This window comes from Arthrobacter sp. FW306-07-I, assembly GCF_021800405.1.
Lineage (GTDB): Bacteria > Actinomycetota > Actinomycetes > Actinomycetales > Micrococcaceae > Arthrobacter.
In genome coordinates this window covers 2,349,272-2,370,169 of sequence record NZ_CP084550.1, presented here as the reverse complement: position 1 = coordinate 2,370,169, position 20,898 = coordinate 2,349,272, and the positions used below count along the sequence as shown (strand labels likewise).

At 66.7% G+C, this 20,898-nt stretch carries 18 protein-coding genes; 17 read left to right on the top strand and 1 reads right to left on the bottom strand.

All coding sequences use genetic code 11. The features are described from left to right. Positions 1-92: 92 nt before the first annotated feature. The 10 genes from alaS (at position 93) to nusB (ending at position 10,385) form a co-directional block, all read left to right on the top strand. Positions 93-2,771, top strand: coding sequence for an alanine--tRNA ligase (gene alaS / locus LFT46_RS10905; RefSeq protein WP_236798467.1), 2,679 nt, complete (start codon positions 93-95; stop codon positions 2,769-2,771). A gap of 7 nt (positions 2,772-2,778) precedes the next feature. Continuing rightward, positions 2,779-3,378, top strand: a complete 600-nt coding sequence (gene ruvX / locus LFT46_RS10900; protein WP_236798466.1) for a Holliday junction resolvase RuvX — start codon at positions 2,779-2,781, stop codon at positions 3,376-3,378. After that, on the top strand, positions 3,375-4,985 hold the full coding sequence (gene mltG / locus LFT46_RS10895; RefSeq protein ID WP_236798465.1) for an endolytic transglycosylase MltG: 1,611 nt from the start codon (positions 3,375-3,377) through the stop codon (positions 4,983-4,985). Before ruvX ends, mltG begins: the two co-directional genes overlap by 4 nt. Beyond that, positions 4,982-5,842, top strand: a complete 861-nt coding sequence (locus tag LFT46_RS10890; RefSeq protein ID WP_236802864.1) for a shikimate dehydrogenase — start codon at positions 4,982-4,984, stop codon at positions 5,840-5,842. The genes mltG and LFT46_RS10890 overlap by 4 nt, the downstream gene beginning before the upstream one ends. Positions 5,843-5,865: 23 nt before the next feature. Next, the gene (gene aroC / locus LFT46_RS10885) at positions 5,866-7,065 is read left to right on the top strand and encodes a chorismate synthase (protein WP_236802863.1); all 1,200 of its coding nucleotides are present in this window, start codon (positions 5,866-5,868) and stop codon (positions 7,063-7,065) included. Continuing rightward, a complete protein-coding gene (locus LFT46_RS10880; RefSeq protein WP_236798464.1) occupies positions 7,065-7,634 on the top strand; it encodes a shikimate kinase in 570 nt (189 codons plus the stop codon). The genes aroC and LFT46_RS10880 overlap by 1 nt, the downstream gene beginning before the upstream one ends. Continuing rightward, entirely contained in the window at positions 7,631-8,722 is a 1,092-nt protein-coding gene (gene aroB / locus LFT46_RS10875; RefSeq protein ID WP_236798463.1) for a 3-dehydroquinate synthase, read from the top strand. Before LFT46_RS10880 ends, aroB begins: the two co-directional genes overlap by 4 nt. Continuing rightward, positions 8,722-9,240, top strand: a complete 519-nt coding sequence (locus tag LFT46_RS10870; protein ID WP_236798462.1) for a tetratricopeptide repeat protein — start codon at positions 8,722-8,724, stop codon at positions 9,238-9,240. The genes aroB and LFT46_RS10870 overlap by 1 nt, the downstream gene beginning before the upstream one ends. 171 nt (positions 9,241-9,411) lie before the next feature. After that, complete coding sequence (gene efp / locus LFT46_RS10865) at positions 9,412-9,975, top strand: elongation factor P (protein WP_142133745.1); 564 nt, start codon at positions 9,412-9,414, stop codon at positions 9,973-9,975. Then, complete coding sequence (gene nusB / locus LFT46_RS10860; protein ID WP_236798461.1) at positions 9,975-10,385, top strand: transcription antitermination factor NusB; 411 nt, start codon at positions 9,975-9,977, stop codon at positions 10,383-10,385. Before efp ends, nusB begins: the two co-directional genes overlap by 1 nt. A gap of 79 nt (positions 10,386-10,464) precedes the next feature. Here the strand turns inward: nusB and LFT46_RS10855 are convergent, their stop codons facing one another. After that, complete coding sequence (locus tag LFT46_RS10855; protein WP_373462164.1) at positions 10,465-11,736, bottom strand: PrsW family intramembrane metalloprotease; 1,272 nt, start codon at positions 11,734-11,736, stop codon at positions 10,465-10,467. A 195-nt stretch (positions 11,737-11,931) separates the two neighbouring features. On the opposite strand from LFT46_RS10855, the gene pyrR reads away from it, so the two are divergent. From pyrR to pyrF, 7 genes are read left to right on the top strand one after another with little or no spacing between them, the layout of a single operon-like run. Further along, on the top strand, positions 11,932-12,519 hold the full coding sequence (pyrR, locus tag LFT46_RS10850; RefSeq protein ID WP_236798459.1) for a bifunctional pyr operon transcriptional regulator/uracil phosphoribosyltransferase PyrR: 588 nt from the start codon (positions 11,932-11,934) through the stop codon (positions 12,517-12,519). Further along, entirely contained in the window at positions 12,516-13,544 is a 1,029-nt protein-coding gene (locus tag LFT46_RS10845) for an aspartate carbamoyltransferase catalytic subunit (protein WP_236798458.1), read from the top strand. The genes pyrR and LFT46_RS10845 overlap by 4 nt, the downstream gene beginning before the upstream one ends. Next, complete coding sequence (locus tag LFT46_RS10840) at positions 13,544-14,884, top strand: dihydroorotase (RefSeq protein WP_236798457.1); 1,341 nt, start codon at positions 13,544-13,546, stop codon at positions 14,882-14,884. Before LFT46_RS10845 ends, LFT46_RS10840 begins: the two co-directional genes overlap by 1 nt. Next, complete coding sequence (locus LFT46_RS10835) at positions 14,884-15,402, top strand: PH-like domain-containing protein (protein ID WP_236798456.1); 519 nt, start codon at positions 14,884-14,886, stop codon at positions 15,400-15,402. The genes LFT46_RS10840 and LFT46_RS10835 overlap by 1 nt, the downstream gene beginning before the upstream one ends. A gap of 19 nt (positions 15,403-15,421) precedes the next feature. Further along, positions 15,422-16,684 (top strand): glutamine-hydrolyzing carbamoyl-phosphate synthase small subunit, encoded by a 1,263-nt coding sequence (gene carA, locus LFT46_RS10830; protein WP_236798455.1) that lies wholly within the window; start codon positions 15,422-15,424, stop codon positions 16,682-16,684. Next, complete coding sequence (gene carB, locus LFT46_RS10825; RefSeq protein ID WP_236819581.1) at positions 16,684-19,998, top strand: carbamoyl-phosphate synthase large subunit; 3,315 nt, start codon at positions 16,684-16,686, stop codon at positions 19,996-19,998. The genes carA and carB overlap by 1 nt, the downstream gene beginning before the upstream one ends. Beyond that, positions 19,991-20,866 (top strand): orotidine-5'-phosphate decarboxylase, encoded by an 876-nt coding sequence (gene pyrF / locus LFT46_RS10820; protein ID WP_236819576.1) that lies wholly within the window; start codon positions 19,991-19,993, stop codon positions 20,864-20,866. Before carB ends, pyrF begins: the two co-directional genes overlap by 8 nt. Positions 20,867-20,898 lie beyond the last annotated feature (32 nt).

Sequence of the window (20,898 nt, the reverse complement as noted above, 5' to 3'; positions counted from 1 at the left end):
AACCGGCAGGAACCCGATCCGGGAACCCGCCACCTGAACGAAATATCCGTGCCGCCCTGCGGTGCGGACCAAGAAGGGTAAGAAAACAGCTCATGAAGTCGCAGGAGATCACAAAGCGCTGGGTGGACTTTTTTGTCAGCAAGGGCCACACCGCGGTTCCCTCCGCATCGCTGGTCTCCAGCGACCCCTCGCTGCTGTTCACGGTGGCCGGCATGGTCCCGTTCATTCCTTACCTCACCGCCCGCGAGGAACCGCCCTACTCCCGCGCCACCAGCGTGCAGAAGTGCATCCGCACCGGCGACATCGAGGAAGTGGGCAAGACCGCCCGCCACGGCACCTTCTTCCAGATGTGCGGCAACTTTTCCTTCGGCGACTACTTCAAGGAAGACGCCATTAAGTTCGCCTGGGAACTGCTCACCAAGAGCGTTGACGACGGCGGCTACGGCCTTGCGCCCGAGCGGCTCTGGGTCACCGTCTACGAAGAGGACGACGAAGCCGAAGAGCTGTGGCTGAAAAACACCGGCGTCCCCGCCGAACGCATCCAGCGGATGGGCAAGTCGGACAACTACTGGTCCACCGGCCAGCCCGGCCCCGCCGGTCCCTGCTCGGAGATCTACTACGACCGCGGTCCGGCCTACGGCGTCGAGGGCGGTCCCCTCGCGGACGAGACCCGCTACATCGAGATCTGGAACCTGGTGTTCATGCAGTACCAGATCGAGAACGTCCGGTCGAAAGTCGACTTCGACATCGTGGGCGAGTTGCCTAAGAAGAACATCGACACCGGCCTGGGCATGGAACGCCTCGCCATGATCCTGCAGGGCGTCGAGAACATGTACGAGACCGACCAGGTCCGCCCCGTCATCGACAAGGCCGCGGAACTGTCCGGCAAGGAATACACCTCCGCCGAAACCCCGGACGATCCCCACCACACGGACGACGTCCGCATGCGCGTGGTGGCCGACCACATCCGCTCGGCCCTGATGCTGATCTCCGACGGAGTGACCCCCTCCAATGAAGGCCGCGGCTACGTCCTGCGCCGCCTCATCCGCCGCGCCGTCCGTTCCATGCGCCTGCTCGGCGTTGAAGAGGCCTGCCTGCCCCAGCTGCTGCCGGCTTCCCGTGACGCGATGAAGGGTGTGTACCCTATCGTGGAAACCGACTTCGACCGGATCAGCCGCATCGCCTACGCCGAAGAAAAGGCATTCCTGCGCACCATCGCCTCCGGCACCGCCCGGCTTGAAGACGCCGTCAAGGAATCCAAGGCCGCCAACCAGCCCCTGTCCGGTGCCGATGCCTTCGCCCTGCACGACACCTACGGCTTCCCCATCGACCTCACGCTCGAAATGGCCGAAGAGGCCGGGCTCAAGGTGGACGAGGCCGCGTTCCGCAGCCTGATGCAGGAACAGCGCCAGCGCGCCCAGGCCGATGCCAAGGGCAAGAAGGGCGGCCACGCCGACGTCAGCGTCTTCCAGGACCTCCTGGCCCAGGGTGAGACGGTCTTCACGGGCTACTCCGAGCTGGAGGGTGAGTCGCGGGTCCGCGGCCTGCTCAGCGCCGGCCGCCAGGTCCAGCAGGCCCTCACCGGGGACGAGATCGAACTCGTGCTGGCCGAAACGCCGTTCTACGCCGAAGCCGGCGGCCAGGCCGCCGATACCGGCCTGATCACCGGCGACGGTTTCGTCGTCGAGGTCCTGGACGTCCAGCGGCCGGTAAAGGGCCTGAGCGTGCACAAGGCGATTGTCCGGGAAGGCGAAATCGGTGCTGATTCGCTGGTGCGCGCCGCCGTCGACCGCGAACGCCGCCACGCCGCAGAGCAGGCGCACACGGGCACGCACATCGTGCACGCCGCCCTGCACCAGATCCTTGGGCCCGAAGCCACCCAGCGCGGCTCTTTCAACAAGGCCGGGTACCTGCGCTTCGACTTTGCGTGGGGCGAAGGGCTGAGCACCGCCACCCGATCCGAGATCGAAGAAGTCTCCAACCTTGCCATCCGCAACAACTACGCGGTGGAGACGAAGATCATGGGCCTGGCCGAAGCCAAGGCACTGGGCGCCATGGCGCTTTTCGGCGAGAACTACGGCAGTGAAGTCCGGGTTGTGGAGATCGACGGCGCGTGGTCGCGCGAGCTCTGCGGCGGCACCCACGTTGCCAACACCTCGCTGATCGGCAGCCTTTCCCTCCTGGGCGAGCAGTCGGTGGGTTCGGGGAACCGCCGCGTGGAGGCCTTCGTGGGCATGGAGGCGTTCCGCCACCTCGCCGCCGAACGCGCACTGGTTACCGAATTGACCGACCTGCTGAAGGTCCCCTCCGGCCAGCTCGCGGACCGGATTTCCGCCACTTTGGCCAAACTGAAGGCAACCGAGAAGGAACTGGACCGGCTCCGCAAGGAGCAGCTGGCCGCAGCCGCCGCGAATCTCGTCAACACCGCGCAGGATGCTGCCGGTGTCCGGGTGGTGGCCCACGACGCCGGCTCCGTCAGCGGCGCTGACGACCTCCGCGGCCTCGCGTTGGACCTGCGCAACCGCCTCGGTTCAGAAGCTGCCGCGGTAGCCGTCGCCGGTGTCGCCAACGACCGCCCCCTGATCCTGGTTGCCACCAACGAGGCAGCCAGGGAAGCCGGTGTCAAGGCCGGCGCCCTGGTCAGAGTCGCTGCCGGCGTGCTGGGTGGTGGCGGTGGCGGCAAAGATGACGTTGCCCAGGGCGGCGGTACGGACGCCGGTAAGGTCGGTGCTGCCCTGGCTGCCGTCGTCGACGCCATCTCAAGGCGCTAACCCTCCGATGACCAATCCTGTTGCTGCCGGCGGCTACCCCCAGGGCGTGAAACTGGGGGTGGACGTCGGCACCGTCCGGGTCGGGGTCGCCATCTGCGACCGGGACTCGATCCTTGCCACGCCCTACAAGACCCTCGACCGGAACGCGAAGAAGAACTCGGACATCCGCGTCATCGCGAAGCTGGCGGAGGAACTGGAGGCTGTGCAGGTTATCGTTGGCCTGCCCAGGACCATGAAGGGTGAGGAACATGCCTCAGCCAGGATGGCAACGGACTATGCGCTGCTGCTGGCTGCTGAATTTTCCAGCCGCGGCCTGGCCGTTGCCGTCAACCTTGTGGACGAGCGCCTCAGCAGCGTCACGGCCCACCGGAACCTGCACGAAGCTGGCATGAGCAGCAGGGAGCACCGTAAAGTAGTTGATCAGGTCGCGGCGGCGGGTATTCTTCAGCACGCCATCGACATGCAGAAAGCCAGGGGAGCGGATGTCGGCTCACGCGTGACAGCGCCATCCCCGTCCGTGGACCTGGGGGCCGGTGGGGTGGACGAACCAGTCCGCACCGCCCCCGCAGACACGGCCCGATTTTCAGATAATGGAAGGCAACAGTGAGCCCTGCCAACATTGATGACACCTCCGGTCCGCTGGGCACCGGGGCCCAGCGGCCGCTGACCCGCAAGGAACTGCGCGCCCGCGAGAAGACCCTCAATACCGGGGGCCAAAACGCCGTGCCCGAACAGGCTTACGAAACCGGCGAGGTCCCTCCGCAACCCGCCGCACCCCCGGCCGCCGCTTCTCCGGCCACCGAATCCACTTTTGCTCCGCTTCCCGGCGCCGGTGACGTTCCGGCGGCACCGCAAACGCCCCCGTCCATCCATGACGACGCGGCACACCAGGACGCCGCAGGGCATCACCACACGGATGACTACCGGCACGACCACCCCGACGACGTCACGTCCCATTCGGACGACGTCCACTATGCGCACCACGAGGCCCACATCCACGATGAAACGGACGTCCCCGACTACCCGGAGAGCGTTCTCGGCCACTCTGCGTATGAGGCAACCGACTACCACCCTGAGGCCCATCCCGAATCCGCGCATGTTGACCCGGTTGCCGGGATCCTGCCCGCCGCATCCAGTGAGGTGGTGAAACGTCCCTCGAAGAAGGTCCGCCGCCGCCGCAGGCTGTTGGCGCTGTTCCTGACGCTGGCCGTGTTCGTGACGGCCGTGGCCGTAGGCGCCCAGTTCCTCAAGCCCCTCCTGGGCAGCGGCAAACCATCGGACTTCCCCGGCCCCGGAACCGGTGAGGTCCGCGTGACCGTCGCCAGCGGCGAGGGCACCAGGTCCGTTGCGTCGGAACTGGAGAACCAGCGCGTCGTGGCTAACGCGGATACCTTCATGCAGGCGTTCCATGCGTCCGGCGCAACCCTTTCCCCGGGGGATTACGTTTTCAAGACCGAGATGAAGAACGCGGATGCGGTCAGCGTCCTGGCCGGCAAAGACAAGTCCAAGGTCATTTACTTCGCCCTGAGCGCAGGACTCCGCATCAGTGAATCCCTCCAGGCGATCTCCGAGGGATCCGGTATCTCCGTGCAGCAGTTGCAGGCGCTCAGCAACCAGCCTGCGCAGTTCGGCCTGCCCGCCAACGCGAAGAACCTGGAAGGCTACCTGGCGCCGGGCGAGTACCGCTTCCCGCTGGGTACCCAGGCAAAGGACATCCTGCAGGCGCTGGTGAAGGCCACCACCGATGAACTCGTCTCACAGGGCATCACGGAGCCCGCAAAGCAGTACCAGGCCGTGATCGTGGCGAGCATTGTCCAGGCCGAGGGAGGCCAGGCCGACTACGGCGACGTTGCCGGCGCCATCTACAACCGGCTGAAGCCCAATGACCAGACCGGTGGCTTCCTGCAGGTTGACTCAGCCGTCACGTACGGACTGGGAACCCGGAGCTTCAACTTCACCGATGAGCAGCGCAAGGACAAGTCGAACCCGTACAACACCTACGCGAACCCCGGGCTGCCCCCTGGCCCCATCGGGTCTCCCGGCAAGACAGCTATCGACGCGGCAGCCAGGCCAAAGACCAACGACTACCTGTACTGGGTCACCATCAACCTGGATACCAAGGAAACCAAGTTCGCCAAGACCCTTGCTGAACACAACGCCTACGTGGAGCAGTACAACGCCTGGTGCCAGGCAAACGCGGGCCGCTGCACATGAGCCTGCGGGCTGCCGTCCTGGGCCACCCGATCAGCCACTCAAAATCCCCGGCGCTGCACCTCGCGGCCTATGAGCGGCTGGGTGCAGGCATCAGTTACACGGCCATCGACGTCACTGAGGAACTGCTGCCGTCCTTCATGCGCCAGATCCGGCACCAGCCGGGTTGGCGGGGATTGTCGGTGACCATGCCGCTGAAGACGGCGATGCTGGACGAGGTGGACGAGGTGCGGGGAGTTGCACGGACCCTGGGCGTCGTGAATACCGTGACGTTCGAGGAGACCGCCGCCGGCCTCAGGACGGTGGGCTCCAACACTGACGTGACGGGCATCGTCAACGCCCTCTGCCATGCCGGTTCTGCTGCCGCACCCTCGGCCGTCATCCTGGGCGGGGGCGGCACGGCGGCCTCGGCCGTCGCCGCACTCAAGGAACTGGGCACCGAAACGGTGCAGGTCTTTGTCCGTGACGCGTCCCGCACGGCAGACGTCCGCGCGGCTGCCGACAGCCTCGGGATGGCCCTGGAGGTCCGCCCCCTCGCCGGGGCCGCCCGCCCAACGGCGGAAGCCGACGTCGTCGTTTCGACACTGCCGCCGCGCGCGGCAGACGGGCTCGCCGCGGAAATTGCCGCGCTCAAAACCACGACACCAGGTGTGCTGCTGGACGTCGCCTACGATCCTTGGCCCAGCCTTATCGCCTCGGTTTGGCAGGCCGGCGGCGGCCGCGTGGTGCCCGGATTGGAAATGCTGCTGTACCAGGCAGTGGAGCAGGTGCGGCTCTTCACCCGGCGCGGAGAAGACGTTAATGCAGCTGTCATAGATGTGATGTGTGACGCAGTCGGCCTTGCCCGGCGGGCGTTCTGACCGCCCTACGTGGCAGGATGGAAATTATGCGTTGGTTGACTGCCGGTGAATCCCATGGTCCGGCTCTAATGGGAATTATTGAGGGCGTCCCCGCCGGTGTGGAAATCACCAGCGGCCACATCGCAGACTCGCTGGCCCGCCGCCGCCTCGGCTACGGACGCGGCGCGCGGATGAAGTTCGAGCAGGACGTCGTGACCATTCTTGGTGGCGTCCGGCACGGCCGCACCCAGGGCGGTCCGGTCGCTATCGAGGTGGGAAACACCGAATGGCCCAAATGGGAGCAGATCATGTCTGCCGATCCCGTGGACCCCGAACTCCTCGCCGACCAGGCCCGCAACGCGCCCCTGACGCGCCCGCGCCCGGGCCATGCAGACTTTACCGGCATGCAGAAATACGGCTTCGACGAGGCCCGGCCCGTGCTGGAACGTGCAAGCGCCCGGGAAACCGCCACGCGCGTGGCACTGGGGACCGTGGCCGCACAGTTCCTCAGGCATCTCGGCATTGAGCTGGTCAGCCACACGGTATCCATCGCCAGCGTGACGGTGCCGGAAGGCCGTCCGCTGCCCGTGCCCAGCGACGTCATCGCCCTGGACACCGACCCCCTGCGCTGCTTCGACCGCGAAACCTCCGACGCCATGGTGGCCGAGGTCGACGCCGCGCACAAGGAAGGCGAAACCCTGGGCGGTGTCGTTGAGGTCCTGGCCTACGGCCTTCCGCCGGGACTGGGCAGCTACGTCCACTGGGACCGCCGCCTGGACGCCAGGCTGGCCGCGGCCCTCATGGGGATCCAGGCCATCAAGGGCGTGGAGGTTGGCGACGGTTTCCTGACAGCGGCACGCCGCGGGTCCGCCGCCCACGACGAAATCCTCCGCGACGGCGAAGGCCGGATCGTGCGCGCCAGCAACCGCGCCGGCGGCATCGAAGGCGGCATGAGCATCGGCGACGTCCTCCGTGTCCGGGCAGCCATGAAGCCCATCGCCACTGTGCCCCGCGCCCTGCGGACCATCGATGTCAGCACCGGCGAACCAGCCAAGGCCCACCACCAGCGCTCCGACGTTTGCGCTGTGCCGGCTGCCGGAGTGGTGGCCGAGGCCATGGTGGCCCTGGTCCTCGCCGAAGCGGTCATCGAGAAGTTCGGCGGTGACTCGGTGGCGGAGACCGCACGCAACATCAAGGGCTACCTGGACAGCATCCCGGCATCCCTGGACTCGATCGGCCAGTAGTGCTCCACCGCAGCAGTCCCGGAGCGGTTGGCGGCCGGCCGATTGTGCTCATCGGCCCCATGGCCGTGGGCAAATCAGCCGTCGGCCGGCAACTCGCCCAGCAGCTGGGTGTCCGTTTCATTGACACCGACGCCGTGATCGTCGCCGGCCACGGCTCCATCGCCGAGATCTTCGCCGGGCGCGGCGAGCACGCCTTCCGGGAAATCGAGGCCCGGACCGTCGCCGAGGCCGTGGCGGAAGCCGAGGGCACGTCCACGGTCATCTCGCTCGGCGGGGGAGCGGTGCTGGACCCAGGCACGCAGCAGCTCATCAGCCGCTGCACCGTCGTGTACCTGGAGTGCGACGCCGCTACCGTCGCGGACAGGATCGCCCGCAACTCCGGCCGGCCGCTCCTTGCCGGAGACGCGATGGGCCGCTGGACGGCCATGTTCGCCACCCGCAGGCCGGTCTACGAAAGGCTGGCCGACATCACCCTGGACGTCCGCCACGGCTCGATACCCGAACTGTGCGGTCGGCTGGAAGCAGCACTGCGCAACCATGCAGCTGCCAAACAGGAAGTTGAAAAGTGAACACGCAATCAACAGTCATCAACGTCACCGGCGAAGGCGCCGGCAACAACTACGGCGTCGTCGTCGGGCGCGGCCTCCTTGGTGAACTTCCCGCCCTGCTCGGAGAGCGCGTCCGCCGGGTCCTCGTGATCCACCCCCGCGCGCTGCGCCTCACGGGCGACACCGTCCGCGATGAACTCGCAGAAGCGGGTTTCACGTCCCTCACCGCGGAGATCCCGGATGCCGAGGAAGGCAAGCACATCCAGGTGGCCGCCTTCTGCTGGCAGGTCCTGGGCCAAAACGACTTCACCCGCTCCGATGCAATTGTCGCCGTGGGCGGGGGAGCGGTGACCGACCTTGCCGGCTTCGTTGCAGCCACCTGGCTGCGCGGGGTGAAGGTCATCCACATGCCCACCAGCCTGCTGGGCATGGTGGACGCCTCCGTGGGCGGCAAGACCGGCATCAACACGGCTGAGGGAAAGAACCTCGTGGGCTCCTTCCACCCGCCGGCGGCCGTCCTGGCGGACCTGGACACCTTGGACACGCTGCCGAAAAACGAAATCATTTCGGGCCTGGCCGAAGTCATCAAATGCGGCTTCATCGCCGACCCCGCCATCCTGGACCTGGTGGAAAAGGATCCGGCCGCGGTGGTGGACCCCCGCTCCGAGGCCCTGCGGGAGTTGATCGAGCGGGCCATTGCCGTGAAGGCGAAAGTGGTCTCCGAGGACCTCAAAGAGTCCGGGCTGCGGGAAATCCTGAACTACGGACACACCCTGGGCCACGCCATCGAACTCGTGGAGCGGTACTCGTGGCGGCACGGCGCCGCGGTGTCCGTGGGCATGATGTTCGCAGCTGAGCTCGCCCGGAGCGTGGGGCGGCTCAGCGACGCCGACGCCGACCGGCACAGGAGCATCCTGGACGGCCTCGGGCTTCCGGTCACCTATCGGCGGGACCGGTGGCAGGGCCTGCTGGACGGTATGCGCCGCGACAAGAAATCCCGCGGCGACCTGCTGCGGTTCGTGGTGCTGGACGGCATTGCCAAACCCGGAATCCTCGACGTCCCGGACACCTCGCTGCTGTTCGCGGCCTACCAGGAGATTGCTTCCTGATGCAGGGCGACATAAGCGGCACCGCCGACTGGCCCGAAGCCGGCTTCCCGGGCATCCGCATCAACCCCGATAGCCTGCAGCCCCAGATCGTCAACGAGGACGTGGTCCGGGAGACCCTGGCCGCCTCCTCGGATCCGGCGGACCAGATCTTCGTGCTGCTGGTTGAGGGCCACGCGTCCGAGGCTGCCGAGCTGCTTGCGGAGGCCCGCTTCAAGGATCCGGAATCGTTCCTCCTGCGCATCTTCGAAGCCGAAGTGCTGAGCGTCAGCCATCGGATGGACCGCGCTGTGGGCCTGTTCCGCCAACTCCTTGCCGAGGCGCACGGCACGCCGGGGGAGGCCCTGGCCCTCCAGTACCTGGGCAGGGCGCAGTACGCAGCCGGACAGACCTCTGCTGCGGTTGAATCCTTCTCCAGGGCGCTGGACCTGCGGGTGGCTCAGTCAGCCGACGCCGCCCAGATCTACTCGTCCACGGTGGCTCTCCAGCGGGCCAGGGACGTCCTGGACCTGGCCTGCTGAGGCCGCAGCCATAGGCTGCGGAAGGGCGCCCGGTATTTACCGGTAGAATGGTTGTGGAATTTTTGCATCCACGCGATTTTTGACAAACACGTGCAGGCGGGCCGTTGCGGCGTGCCCGCCCGGCATACAGCATCTGACCACGCGGCCAGACAAAGAAACCAAAGGAAACCAGTGGCAACCACTAACGACATTAAGAACGGAACGGTCCTGAAGCTTGAGGGCCAGCTCTGGAACGTCATCGAATTCCAGCACGTCAAGCCCGGCAAGGGCGGCGCCTTTGTGCGGACCAAGATGCGCAACGTGATGTCCGGCAAGGTTGTCGACAAGACCTTCAACGCCGGGCTCAAGATCGAAACGGCTACCGTCGACCGCCGCGACTACCAGTACCTGTACCAGGATGGCGCGGACTTCGTGTTCATGGACACCTCGGACTACGACCAGATCACCGTCTCCGGTGCCACGGTAGGCGACGCCACCAACTTCATGCTCGAGAACCAGATGGTCAACATCGCCATCCACGACGGTACCCCCCTCTACATCGAGCTGCCGCCGAGCGTTGTCCTCGAAATTACCTACACTGAGCCGGGCCTGCAGGGTGACCGCTCCTCCGCTGGCACCAAGCCCGCCACCCTGGAAACCGGCTACGAGATCCAGGTTCCGCTGTTCATTGAAAATAACACCAGGGTCAAGGTGGACACCCGCGACGGCAGCTACCTGGGCCGGGTCACCGACTAGTGAGCGCCCGCGGTAAAGCCCGCAGCAGGGCACTGGATGTTCTTTTCGAAGCGGAGCAGCGCTCTGTTTCACCGTTCGACGTGCTCCGCGCACGCCGGGAAAAGACCGACCAGGTGGTCAACCCCTACACCCTGGAAATCGTCGAAGGAGTGCTGTCGCAGCAGGCAGCCATCGATGAGTTCCTGGAGACCTACTCGCAGGGCTGGAGCCTGGAGCGCATGCCGTCAGTGGACCGCATCATCCTGCGCATCGGCACCTGGGAGCTGCTTTACAACGACGACGTCCCTGATGGCGTGGCGGTCAGCGAAGCAGTTGCGCTGGCCAAGACCTTGTCCACGGACGAGTCGCCGCAGTTCATTAATGGCCTCCTGGGCCGGCTGCAGCAGCTGAAGCCGTCGCTCCTCGCGTAAGAGCTGCCGGCAGCACTATCAATAGACAAAAGAACCCCGCCCATGGCGGGGTTCTTTTGCGTTGCCGGTGGGATTCGGTTCACCCGGCCACTGACGCCCGCAGGGCCAGGATCCGCTGGAGCTGCAGCCTCTCCTCGGCCTGGTGGATGGCTACGTCGCGTCCGCTCAGGATCCGCTGGCGGGTGTTGGCCAGCTGGGTTGCCGCCTTGAGGAACTGCTTCATCTGCTGCTTCCTGCCCGCACTGGCTGCCCACGCCAAGGCTGTCCGGCGGCCCCCGCGCGTGGCCAGCAGCTGTACCTCAGCGGGCGTGAACCAGCCCGCGGCGGAATACTCCAGCAGGCGTTGGCGGGTCAGGCGTTTCTCGGCCACCCGCAGGAAGATGATGCCTGCCACTGCCAGAACGAAGATCGGCACCTGGACCACGATGTAGTCCAGCAGGAATCCCTGTCCCATGCTGTTCCACCTGTTGTGGAGGAACATGGCCGGCAGCAGGCCCACGAAGAACGCGCCGATGGATGCGCCGGTGTGCCAGCGCCTGGCGGCGAAGCCCATAATGAGGCCGGTGGTGCCGGTGAAGATCGCATGGGCGAAAGGGGACATGACGCCGCGCAGGAAGAAGACCTGGGCGAAGTCGGTTGCCGGCGACGCCGATTCGGCGATGGCCCGGCCGAAATAGAGGATGTTCTCGGTGAAGGCGAAGCCGCCGGCGATGGTGAAGGCGAACACCACGCCGTCCACGGGGCCGTCGAACTGCCGCCGCGCTGCCAGCAGGAGGATGAGCAGGCCCAGCGACTTGGCGAACTCCTCGACGATGGGTGCCTGCACGGTGGCCATGTAGGTCTGAAGGTCAGGCTGGTCCGTGAACTGGAAGGCGATCACGAAGAACGGCTGGATCAGCAGCGTTACGGCAACGGACACCGCGGCGCCCCACGTGAAAGCAAAAAACAGGAGCCGTTTCGGTTCCGGCTCCCACCTGTCGATGATGTGCACCGCCGTCAGCACCACCGCAAGCGGGACCAGGGACGCCAGGAAACCAATCAGGAATCCGGCAGCACCGGTGTTGGACAGCAGGAACGGCACCACCAGGAACAGGCTAAGGAAGGCGAGCACGCCGCCGGCAACGCTCAGCCCCAGCAGTCCGCTGCGGGTCCGCGACGCCTGCAGCACCGTTCCCTGCGCCTGCGGCGGAACCACGCCCGCCGGCGGCTGGCCCTGGTGCCCCGGCGCCGCCCGGTAGTTTTCCGGCTGCACCTGCCCCATCCAGCTTGGATTCGCTTCCCGGGGCAGGGCACCACCGGCACCGCCGTAGTGGTCGTCGGGGAGTCCGGGTGAAGGGTGCTGCGAATACATCGGCATACCGGAAAGCCTAAGCGGGCGCTCCCGCGCCACAAAGGAAGCGGGCTTACTTTCTGTTTTGCGGCCCGCGGGATGTGACCAGCACCGCGTTGATCCGGGGCCGGCGGGGCAAGACCGTGTGGTAATTTTGAACAGCAAACATTCCTTTTTTAATTCCGTCCTGTGAGGCGGGGAAAGGGGAGACGAGCGTTGACATCTGTCACCAGCGCACCGGTTCCAGCCAGGGTTGTCCTCAACCAGGCGGACATTGACCGGGCCCTCACTCGTATCGCCCACGAGATCCTCGAAGCCAACAAGGGTTCCCGGGACCTGGTCCTGCTGGGCATTCCCCGCCGCGGTTATCCGCTGGCTGTCCGGCTGGCGGAAAAAATTGCCGCCGCGGATAACGCCGTTGATGCCGCCGCCATCGTAGGCCAGCTTGACGTCACCATGTTCCGTGACGACCTCTCCCACCAGGGAACCCGCCCCCCATACCCCACCAGGCTGCCCCGGACGGGGATTGACAACAAAGTGGTGGTGCTCATCGACGACGTTCTTTACTCCGGCCGCACCATCCGCGCCGCCCTGGACGCACTCGTGGATCTCGGCCGCCCGCGCATCGTCCGGCTTGCAGTCCTGATCGACCGGGGCCACCGCGAACTTCCCATCCGCGCGGACCACGTGGGCAAGAACCTGCCTACGTCCTCAGCCGAAAAGGTCCGGGTCCGGCTGGAAGAGACGGACTCCTCCGACGGCGGAAGCCCGGTCAACGAAGTCGTGATCGAGGGGGGCGCATGAAACACCTCCTGTCGACCGAGGACCTCAGCCTCTCGAACGCCATCCGCATCCTGGACACCGCCGAGGAAATGTCGGCCGTGGGGGAGCGGGAAGTCAAGAAACTTCCTGCGCTGCGCGGCCGCACCGTGGTCAACCTCTTCTTCGAAGACTCCACCCGCACGCGGATCTCCTTCGAAGCTGCCGCCAAGCGGCTCTCAGCGGACGTCATCAACTTCGCCGCCAAGGGATCATCCGTCTCCAAGGGCGAATCCCTCAAGGACACGGCCCAGACACTGTCCGCCATGGGTGCGGACGCCGTCGTCATCCGGCACTGGGCCTCCGGCGCACCCCACCGCCTCGCCGCCACTGACTGGATCGACGCCGCCGTCATCAACGCCGGTGACGGCACGCACGAACACCCCACCCAGGCCCTGCTCGACGCCTTCACCATGCGCCGCCACTGGGCCCGCCTCTCCGGCACAGCGTCTGAAGGGACTGACCTCAAGGGCATGCGGGTGGCCATCGCCGGCGACGTCCTGCACTCCCGCGTGGCGCGTTCCAACGTCTGGCTGCTGCGCACCCTTGGCGCTGAAGTCACCCTGGTGGCCCCACCCACGCTGCTGCCGGTCGGCGTCGACAAATGGCCCTGCAGCGTCAGCTACGACCTCGACCAGACCCTGGCCAACGGCGTGGACGCCATGATGATGCTCCGAGTCCAGGGCGAACGCATGAACGCGTCGTTCTTCCCCAGCACCCGGGAATACTCCCGCCGCTGGGGCTTCGACGACAACCGCCTGCGTGCCCTCGACGACCTCGGCATGACGGACACCATCATCATGCACCCCGGACCCATGAACAGGGGCCTTGAGATCAGCGCCGCCGCCGCCGACTCACCCCGTTCCACCGTCCTCGCGCAGGTCCGCAACGGCGTGTCCGTGCGGATGGCCGCGCTGTACCTGCTGCTCTCCGGAGACACCCGGGAACCAGCCGCACACCGGGCACCGGCCTACGCTGCCGCCGCCCCTTCCCCCAAGGAGAGCAACTGATGGCAGCCAGCACCGGAACCTACCTCATCCAGGGCGCCGCCATCCTGGGCGGGGAGCCTGCGGACCTGCTGATCCGCGACGGCATCATCGCCGAGATCGGCCATGGCCTGTCGGCTGACGGTGGGACCGTCATCGACGCCACCGGGCTGGTGGCGCTGCCCGGCATGGTGGACGTCCACACGCACCTGCGTGAGCCGGGCCGCGAAGACGCCGAGACAGTGGAAACGGGCACCCGGGCCGCGGCACTGGGCGGCTACACCGCCGTGCACGCCATGGCCAACAGCACTCCCGTTGCCGACACCGCCGGCGTGGTGGAGCAGGTCTACACGCTTGGCCTTGCAGCCGGCTGGGTCGACGTCCGCCCGGTGGGCGCCGTAACCGTCGGCCTGGCAGGGGAGCAGCTCGCCGAACTCGGCGCCATGGCCGATTCCCGCGCGCGGGTGCGGATGTTCTCCGACGACGGGATCTGCGTCCATGACCCGGTGCTCATGCGCCGCGCCCTCGAATACGTCAAGGCGTTCGACGGCGTGGTGGCCCAGCACGCGCAGGAACCGCGGCTCACAGCCGGGGCACAGATGAACGAGGGCGACGTGTCCGCCGTCCTGGGCCTCACCGGATGGCCCGCCGTGGCGGAGGAAAGCATCATTGCCCGCGACGTCCTGCTGGCCCAGCACGTTGGCTCCCGCCTGCACGTGTGCCACGTTTCCACGGCGGGCTCGGTCGAGATCATCCGCTGGGCCAAAGAGCGCGGCATCGACGTCACCGCCGAGGTCACCCCGCACCATCTGCTCCTGACCGACGACCTGGTGCGCAGCTACGACCCCGTGTTCAAGGTCAACCCTCCGCTGCGCACCGACGCCGACGTCCAGGCATTGCGCGCGGGCCTGGCAGACGGCACGATCGACGTTGTGGGTACCGACCACGCACCGCACCCCAGCGAACACAAGGAATGCGAGTGGGCGCAGGCTGCCATGGGCATGACCGGGCTGGAAACGGCCCTGTCCGTGGTCCAGGACGCCATGATCGAAACCGGCCTGATGACCTGGGCCGACTTCGCCCGGGTCACCTCCACCGCGGCTGCGAAGATTGGGCGGCTGGCTGACCAGGGCCGGCCCATCGAGGCCGGCGAACCCGCCAACCTCATCCTGGTTGATCCGGCAGCACGCTGGACAGTGGACCCCTTCCAGATGGCCACCATGGGCCGCAACTCCCCGTTCAAGGGCAGGGAACTTCCGGGCAAGGTGGTAGCCACCTTCTTCAAGGGCCACCCCACCGTCCTGGACGGCGCCCTCAACACCCCCCACCCGGAAGCCGCCGCAACCCCGGCAGGCGCTGCCTGATGGACAAAATCCTTCCCGGACTTGCCATGCTGGCGGTTGTCGCCGTCGTCTTTGTCCTCCTCGCCGTTGGCTGGCGCAACCGCCTGAAGCGCCAGTCCGACGTCGAGCAACTGCCCCAGGTGCCCGACGCGCCCGGCGAGCCCACCGCCGCTGCCGATGGCCAGTACGTGGCCACCACCACGGCAGGCGACTGGCTCGACCGGATCGCGGTGCACGGCCTGGGCATCCGTACCAACTCCAGCCTCGAGGTGTATCCGCACGGGGTCCTCTATGAGCGCTCAGGTGCCCCGGCCCTCTACATCCCCGCAGCCTCCCTCACGGGTGTCCGGCAGGACAGCGGCATGGCAGGAAAGTTCGTGGAAAAGGACGGCCTGCTGGTGCTCGCGTGGAGGCATGGTGCCCACGAACTGGACACCGGCTTCCGGACCCGCCGCGCGGCGGACAAGGAAGCTCTGTACCAGGCCCTTCAGGATTTGATTTCGTCAGCCCCCGCGGCTGGTGCCACCAGTGGAAAGTAAGACAGTGAAAGCGAATACATTGACAGCAACCACCTCCGCTCCTGTATCAGCCCCGGCTGCGCTGGTCCTCGAAGACGGGCGCATCTTCCGCGGCACCAGCTACGGCGCCACGGGCACCGCCCTGGGCGAAGCCGTCTTCGCCACCGGCATGACCGGTTACCAGGAAACCATCACCGATCCGTCCTACGCCCGCCAGCTGGTGGTGCAGACGGCGCCGCACATCGGCAACACCGGCGTAAATGATGACGACGCAGAGTCCCGGCGCATCTGGGTGGCTGGCTACATTGTCCGCGACCCCGCGCGCCGGCCCTCCAACTGGCGTTCCGAGCGATCGCTGGACGAAGAGCTGGTGGCCCAGGGCATCGTTGGCATCCAGGGCGTTGACACCCGTGCCATCACCCGGCACCTGCGCGAGCACAAGACCATGCGCGCCGGCATCTTCTCCGGTGAGGCCGCCCAGGTTACGGACAAGGAACTGGTCGACGCCGTCCTGGCGAGCGCCCCCATGGAGGGTTCCCGCCTGGCCGAGGAAGTCAGCGTTGACGAAGCCTACGTGGTGGAACCCAAGGACCACGGATGGGACGGCGACCCCCGCTTCACCATCGCGGCGATCGACCTCGGCATCAAGGCCATGACCCCCGTGCGGTTCGCCGAACGCGGCGTCCGCGTCCACGTGCTGCCCGCCACCGCCACCCTGGAGGACGTCAAGGCGGTCAACCCGGACGGCTTCTTCATGTCCAACGGCCCCGGAGACCCCGCCACGGCCGACGCCCAGGTCAAGCTGCTGCGCTCGGTCCTGGACGAGAAACTGCCCTACTTCGGCATCTGCTTCGGCAACCAGATCCTGGGCCGGGCACTGGGCTTTGGCACGTACAAGCTCCGCTACGGCCACCGCGGCATCAACCAGCCCGTCATGGACCGCCGCACCGGCAAGGTGGAAATCACCTCCCAGAACCACGGTTTCGCCGTCGACGCCCCGCTCGACGGCGCCACCCAGGCACCAGAGGAGCGCTACGGCCGCGTGGAAGTCAGCCACGTCAGCCTGAACGACGACGTCGTGGAAGGCCTGGCCTGCCTCGACATCCCCGCCTTCTCCGTGCAGTACCACCCGGAGGCTGCAGCCGGACCGCACGATGCCGCCTACCTGTTTGACCGCTTCATCGAACTGATGGAAGGCACCCGCGACGGCCGGACCGCCAACCTGTCAAAGGAACCCGTGGATTCCGCGCACTCTGCCGGGGCTGACCACAAAAACGACAACAAGACTGAGGACAAGAAGTAATGCCGAAACGTACAGATCTCAAGAGCGTCCTCGTCATTGGTTCCGGCCCGATCGTCATCGGCCAGGCCGCCGAGTTCGACTACTCCGGCACCCAGGCGCTGCGTGTCCTCAAGGAGGAAGGCCTGCGCGTCATCCTCGTGAACTCCAACCCGGCCACCATCATGACCGACCCCGAGTTCGCCGACGCCACCTACGTTGAGCCCATCACCCCCGAGGTGGTGGAGAAGATCATCGCCAAGGAACGCCCGGACGCCGTGCTGCCCACCCTGGGCGGCCAGACCGCGCTGAATACTGCCATCGCCCTGGACAAGAACGGTGTGCTCGAGAAGTACAACGTGGAGCTGATCGGCGCAAACATCGCCGCCATCGAGCTCGGCGAGGACCGCGAGAAGTTCAAGGGCGTCGTGGAGCGCTGCGGCGCCGAGTCCGCCCGCAGCCACATCATCCACACCATGGACCAGGCCCTCACTGCCGCGGTCGACCTTGGCTACCCCATGGTGGTCCGTCCGTCCTTCACCATGGGCGGCCTGGGCTCGGGCCTGGCTTACAACGAGGAGGACCTGCGCCGCATCGTCGGGCAGGGCCTGCAGTACAGCCCCACCAGCGAGGTGCTGCTCGAAGAGAGCATCCTGGGCTGGAAGGAATACGAGCTCGAGATGATGCGGGACAAGAACGACAACGTGGTTGTTGTCTGCTCTATCGAGAACTTCGATCCCGTAGGCGTGCACACCGGTGACTCCATCACCGTTGCCCCGGCGCTGACCCTCACGGACCGCGAGTACCAGAAGCTGCGCGACGTGGCCATCGCCGTCATCCGCGAGGTGGGCGTGGACACCGGCGGCTGCAACATCCAGTTCGCCATCGATCCCAAGACCGGCCGCGTTGTGGTCATCGAGATGAACCCCCGCGTTTCCCGTTCCTCCGCCCTGGCATCCAAGGCCACCGGTTTCGCCATCGCCAAGATCGCCACCAAGCTCTCCCTGGGCTACACGCTGGACGAGATCCCCAACGACATCACGCAGAAGACGCCCGCGTCCTTCGAGCCCACCCTGGACTACGTGGTGGTCAAGGTCCCGCGGTTCGCCTTCGAGAAGTTCCCCGCGGCCGACAACACCCTTACCACCACCATGAAGTCGGTGGGCGAGGCCATGGCCATGGGCCGCAACTTCACCGAGGCACTCCAAAAGGCCCTGCGCTCCCTGGAACAGAAGGGTTCGCAGCTGGACTTCAGCTCTGTCCCGGAATACGAAGTCGCAGAGCTCATCGAAAAGGCCAAGCGCCCCACCACCGAGCGGCTGCACCAGGTCCAGCGAGCCCTCCTGGGCGGCGCCACCGTGGAACAGCTCTTCGAAGCCACCAAGATTGATCCCTGGTTCCTGGACCAGCTCGAACTGCTGAACGAGGTCTCCCGGGAAATCCGGCAGGCCGGCGCCCTGACCGTCGACATGCTCAAGCGCGCCAAGCGCCACGGCTTCTCCGATGAGCAGATCGGCGCGCTGACGCACAACTCCGAGGCCGTGGTCCGCGGTGTGCGGCAGGCCCTGGGCATCCGCCCCGTCTACAAGACCGTTGACACCTGTGCCGCCGAGTTCGCCGCCTACACCCCGTACCACTACTCGGCCTACGACGAGGAGGACGAGGTTGCGCTGCACTCCAAGCCGTCCATCCTGATCCTCGGCTCGGGTCCCAACCGCATCGGCCAGGGCATCGAGTTCGACTACTCCTGCGTGCACGCCTCCATGGCGCTGCGCAAGGCAGGCTACGAGACCGTCATGGTCAACTGCAACCCGGAAACCGTCTCCACCGACTACGACGTCTCCACCCGCCTGTACTTCGAACCGCTCACGCTCGAGGACGTCCTGGAAGTCATCGCGGCCGAGGAACGCACCGGCGGCGTTATGGGCGTGTTCGTCCAGCTCGGCGGCCAGACCCCGCTGAAGCTCGCCCAGCAGCTTGCCGACGCCGGCGTACCCATCCTGGGCACCTCCCCGGAGGCCATCGACCTCGCCGAACACCGCGGAGCCTTCTCCCGCGTGCTGGACAAGGCCGGCCTGGTGTCACCCAAGAACGGCACCGCGGTCTCCTTCGAGGATGCCAAGACCATCGCCGACGAAATCGGCTACCCCGTCCTGGTCCGCCCGTCCTACGTCCTGGGCGGCCGCGGCATGGAAATCGTCTACGACGAGCCCAACCTGTCCCGCTACATCGCCAACGCCACGGAGATCACCCCGGACCACCCGGTCCTCATCGACCGGTTCCTGGAGGACGCCGTCGAAATCGACGTCGACGCCCTCTTCGACGGCACCGACATGTACCTGGGCGGCATCATGGAGCACATTGAAGAAGCCGGCATCCACTCCGGTGACTCCGCCTGCGTCCTGCCGCCCATCACCCTGGGGAGCAACGTCATTGAACGCGTCCGGACCGCAACCCGTGCCATCGCTGAGGGCGTGGGCGTGCGCGGCCTGATCAACATCCAGTTCGCGCTGGCCTCCGACGTTCTGTACGTCCTGGAAGCCAACCCCCGCGCGTCCCGGACCGTGCCGTTCGTATCCAAGGCCACCGGCGTCCAGATGGCCAAAGCCGCCGCGCTCATCGGCACCGGCGTGACCATCAACCAGCTGCGCAGTGCCTACAAGATGCTGCCCGAGGTTGGCGACGGTTCCACCCTGCCGCTGGACGCCCCCGTCGCTGTCAAGGAAGCGGTGCTGCCGTTCAGCCGGTTCCGCACGCTCGAGGGCAAGGTGGTGGACTCGCTGCTCGGACCCGAGATGCGTTCCACCGGCGAGGTCATGGGCATCGACAAGCACTTCGACACCGCCTTCGCCAAGAGCCAGGCCGGCGCCAACAATGCCCTGCCCACCGAGGGCAAGGTGTTCGTCTCCGTGGCCAACCGGGACAAGCGAGCCGTCATCATGGCGGTCAAGCGGCTCTCGGACCTCGGCTTCGAGATCGTCTCCACCGGCGGCACCGCCGACGTCCTGCGCCGCAACGGACTGCAGGCCACGCCGGTCCGCAAGGTCGCCGAGGGCAGCAGTGCCGAGGGCGAGGGCACCATCGCGGACCTGATCGTCGCGGGCGAGATCGACATGGTCTTCAACACGCCCTCGGGCGGCGAGGCCCGCAGCGACGGCTACGAAATCCGCGCCGCAGCGACCTCCATCGGCATCCCGTGCATCACCACGGTGGCTGAGTTCAACGCCGCGGTCCAGGCCATCGAAGCCATGCGCACTTACGAATGGTCGGTCACCAGCCTGCAGGAGCACGCGGCAGCCCTTGCGGAGTCGCAGAAAGCGGCCCTGCAGCATGCCTGAGCAGGTTCCCGCTTCGCCTGCATCCGGCGCCGGCCGGGAGTCCTTTGGCTCCCGGCTCGGCGCGGCCATGGCCGCCCGCGGCCCGTTATGCGTTGGCATTGACCCGCACCCGGCCCTCTTAAAGGGCTGGGGACTGGACGACGACGCCGCCGGGCTGAGGCGCTTTTCCCTCACCGTCCTGGAAGCGGTGGCTTCGCTCGCTGCCGCGGTCAAGCCGCAGGTGGCGCTTTACGAGCGCCACGGATCTGCGGGCATGGCCGTGCTGGAGGAGGTCCTGGCCACCGCGCGCGACGAATCAGTTCTGACGATCGCCGATGCCAAGCGCGGGGACATTGGTTCCACCATGGCTGCCTACGCCGACGCCTGGCTCCGTGACGAGTCTCCGCTGGCGGCCGATTCCGTCACGCTTAGCCCCTACCTCGGCTTTGAGTCCCTGCGCCCTGCGCTTGACCTGGCGGCAGAGACCGGCCGCGGGGTCTTCGTGCTGGCCCTGACCTCCAACCCGGAGGGCGCCTCCGTCCAGCACGTGGGCGGAAAGGATTCCGTGGCCCGAAGGATCACGGCCGCAGCGGCGGCGGAGAACGTGCGCTATGCAGGAAACCTGGGGTCCGTGGGCCTGGTGGTGGGTGCCACCGTTGGCAGCGCCCTGGCGGATTTGGACCTGGATCTTGCGGCCGTCCGCGGCCCCATCCTGGCACCCGGGCTCGGGGCGCAGGGGGCCACGCCGGCCGACCTTCGGGCCACCTTCGGTGCTGCTTACCCTCTGGTCCTGGGAACGTCCAGCCGCGACATCCTGTCGGCGGGACCGCAGGTCCGCGCCCTGCGTGAGGCCGCCCTGCGGACCCTGGAGGGGCTGCGGGGACAATAGCCTGCAATTGCCCTGATGCATTGATTCACGCT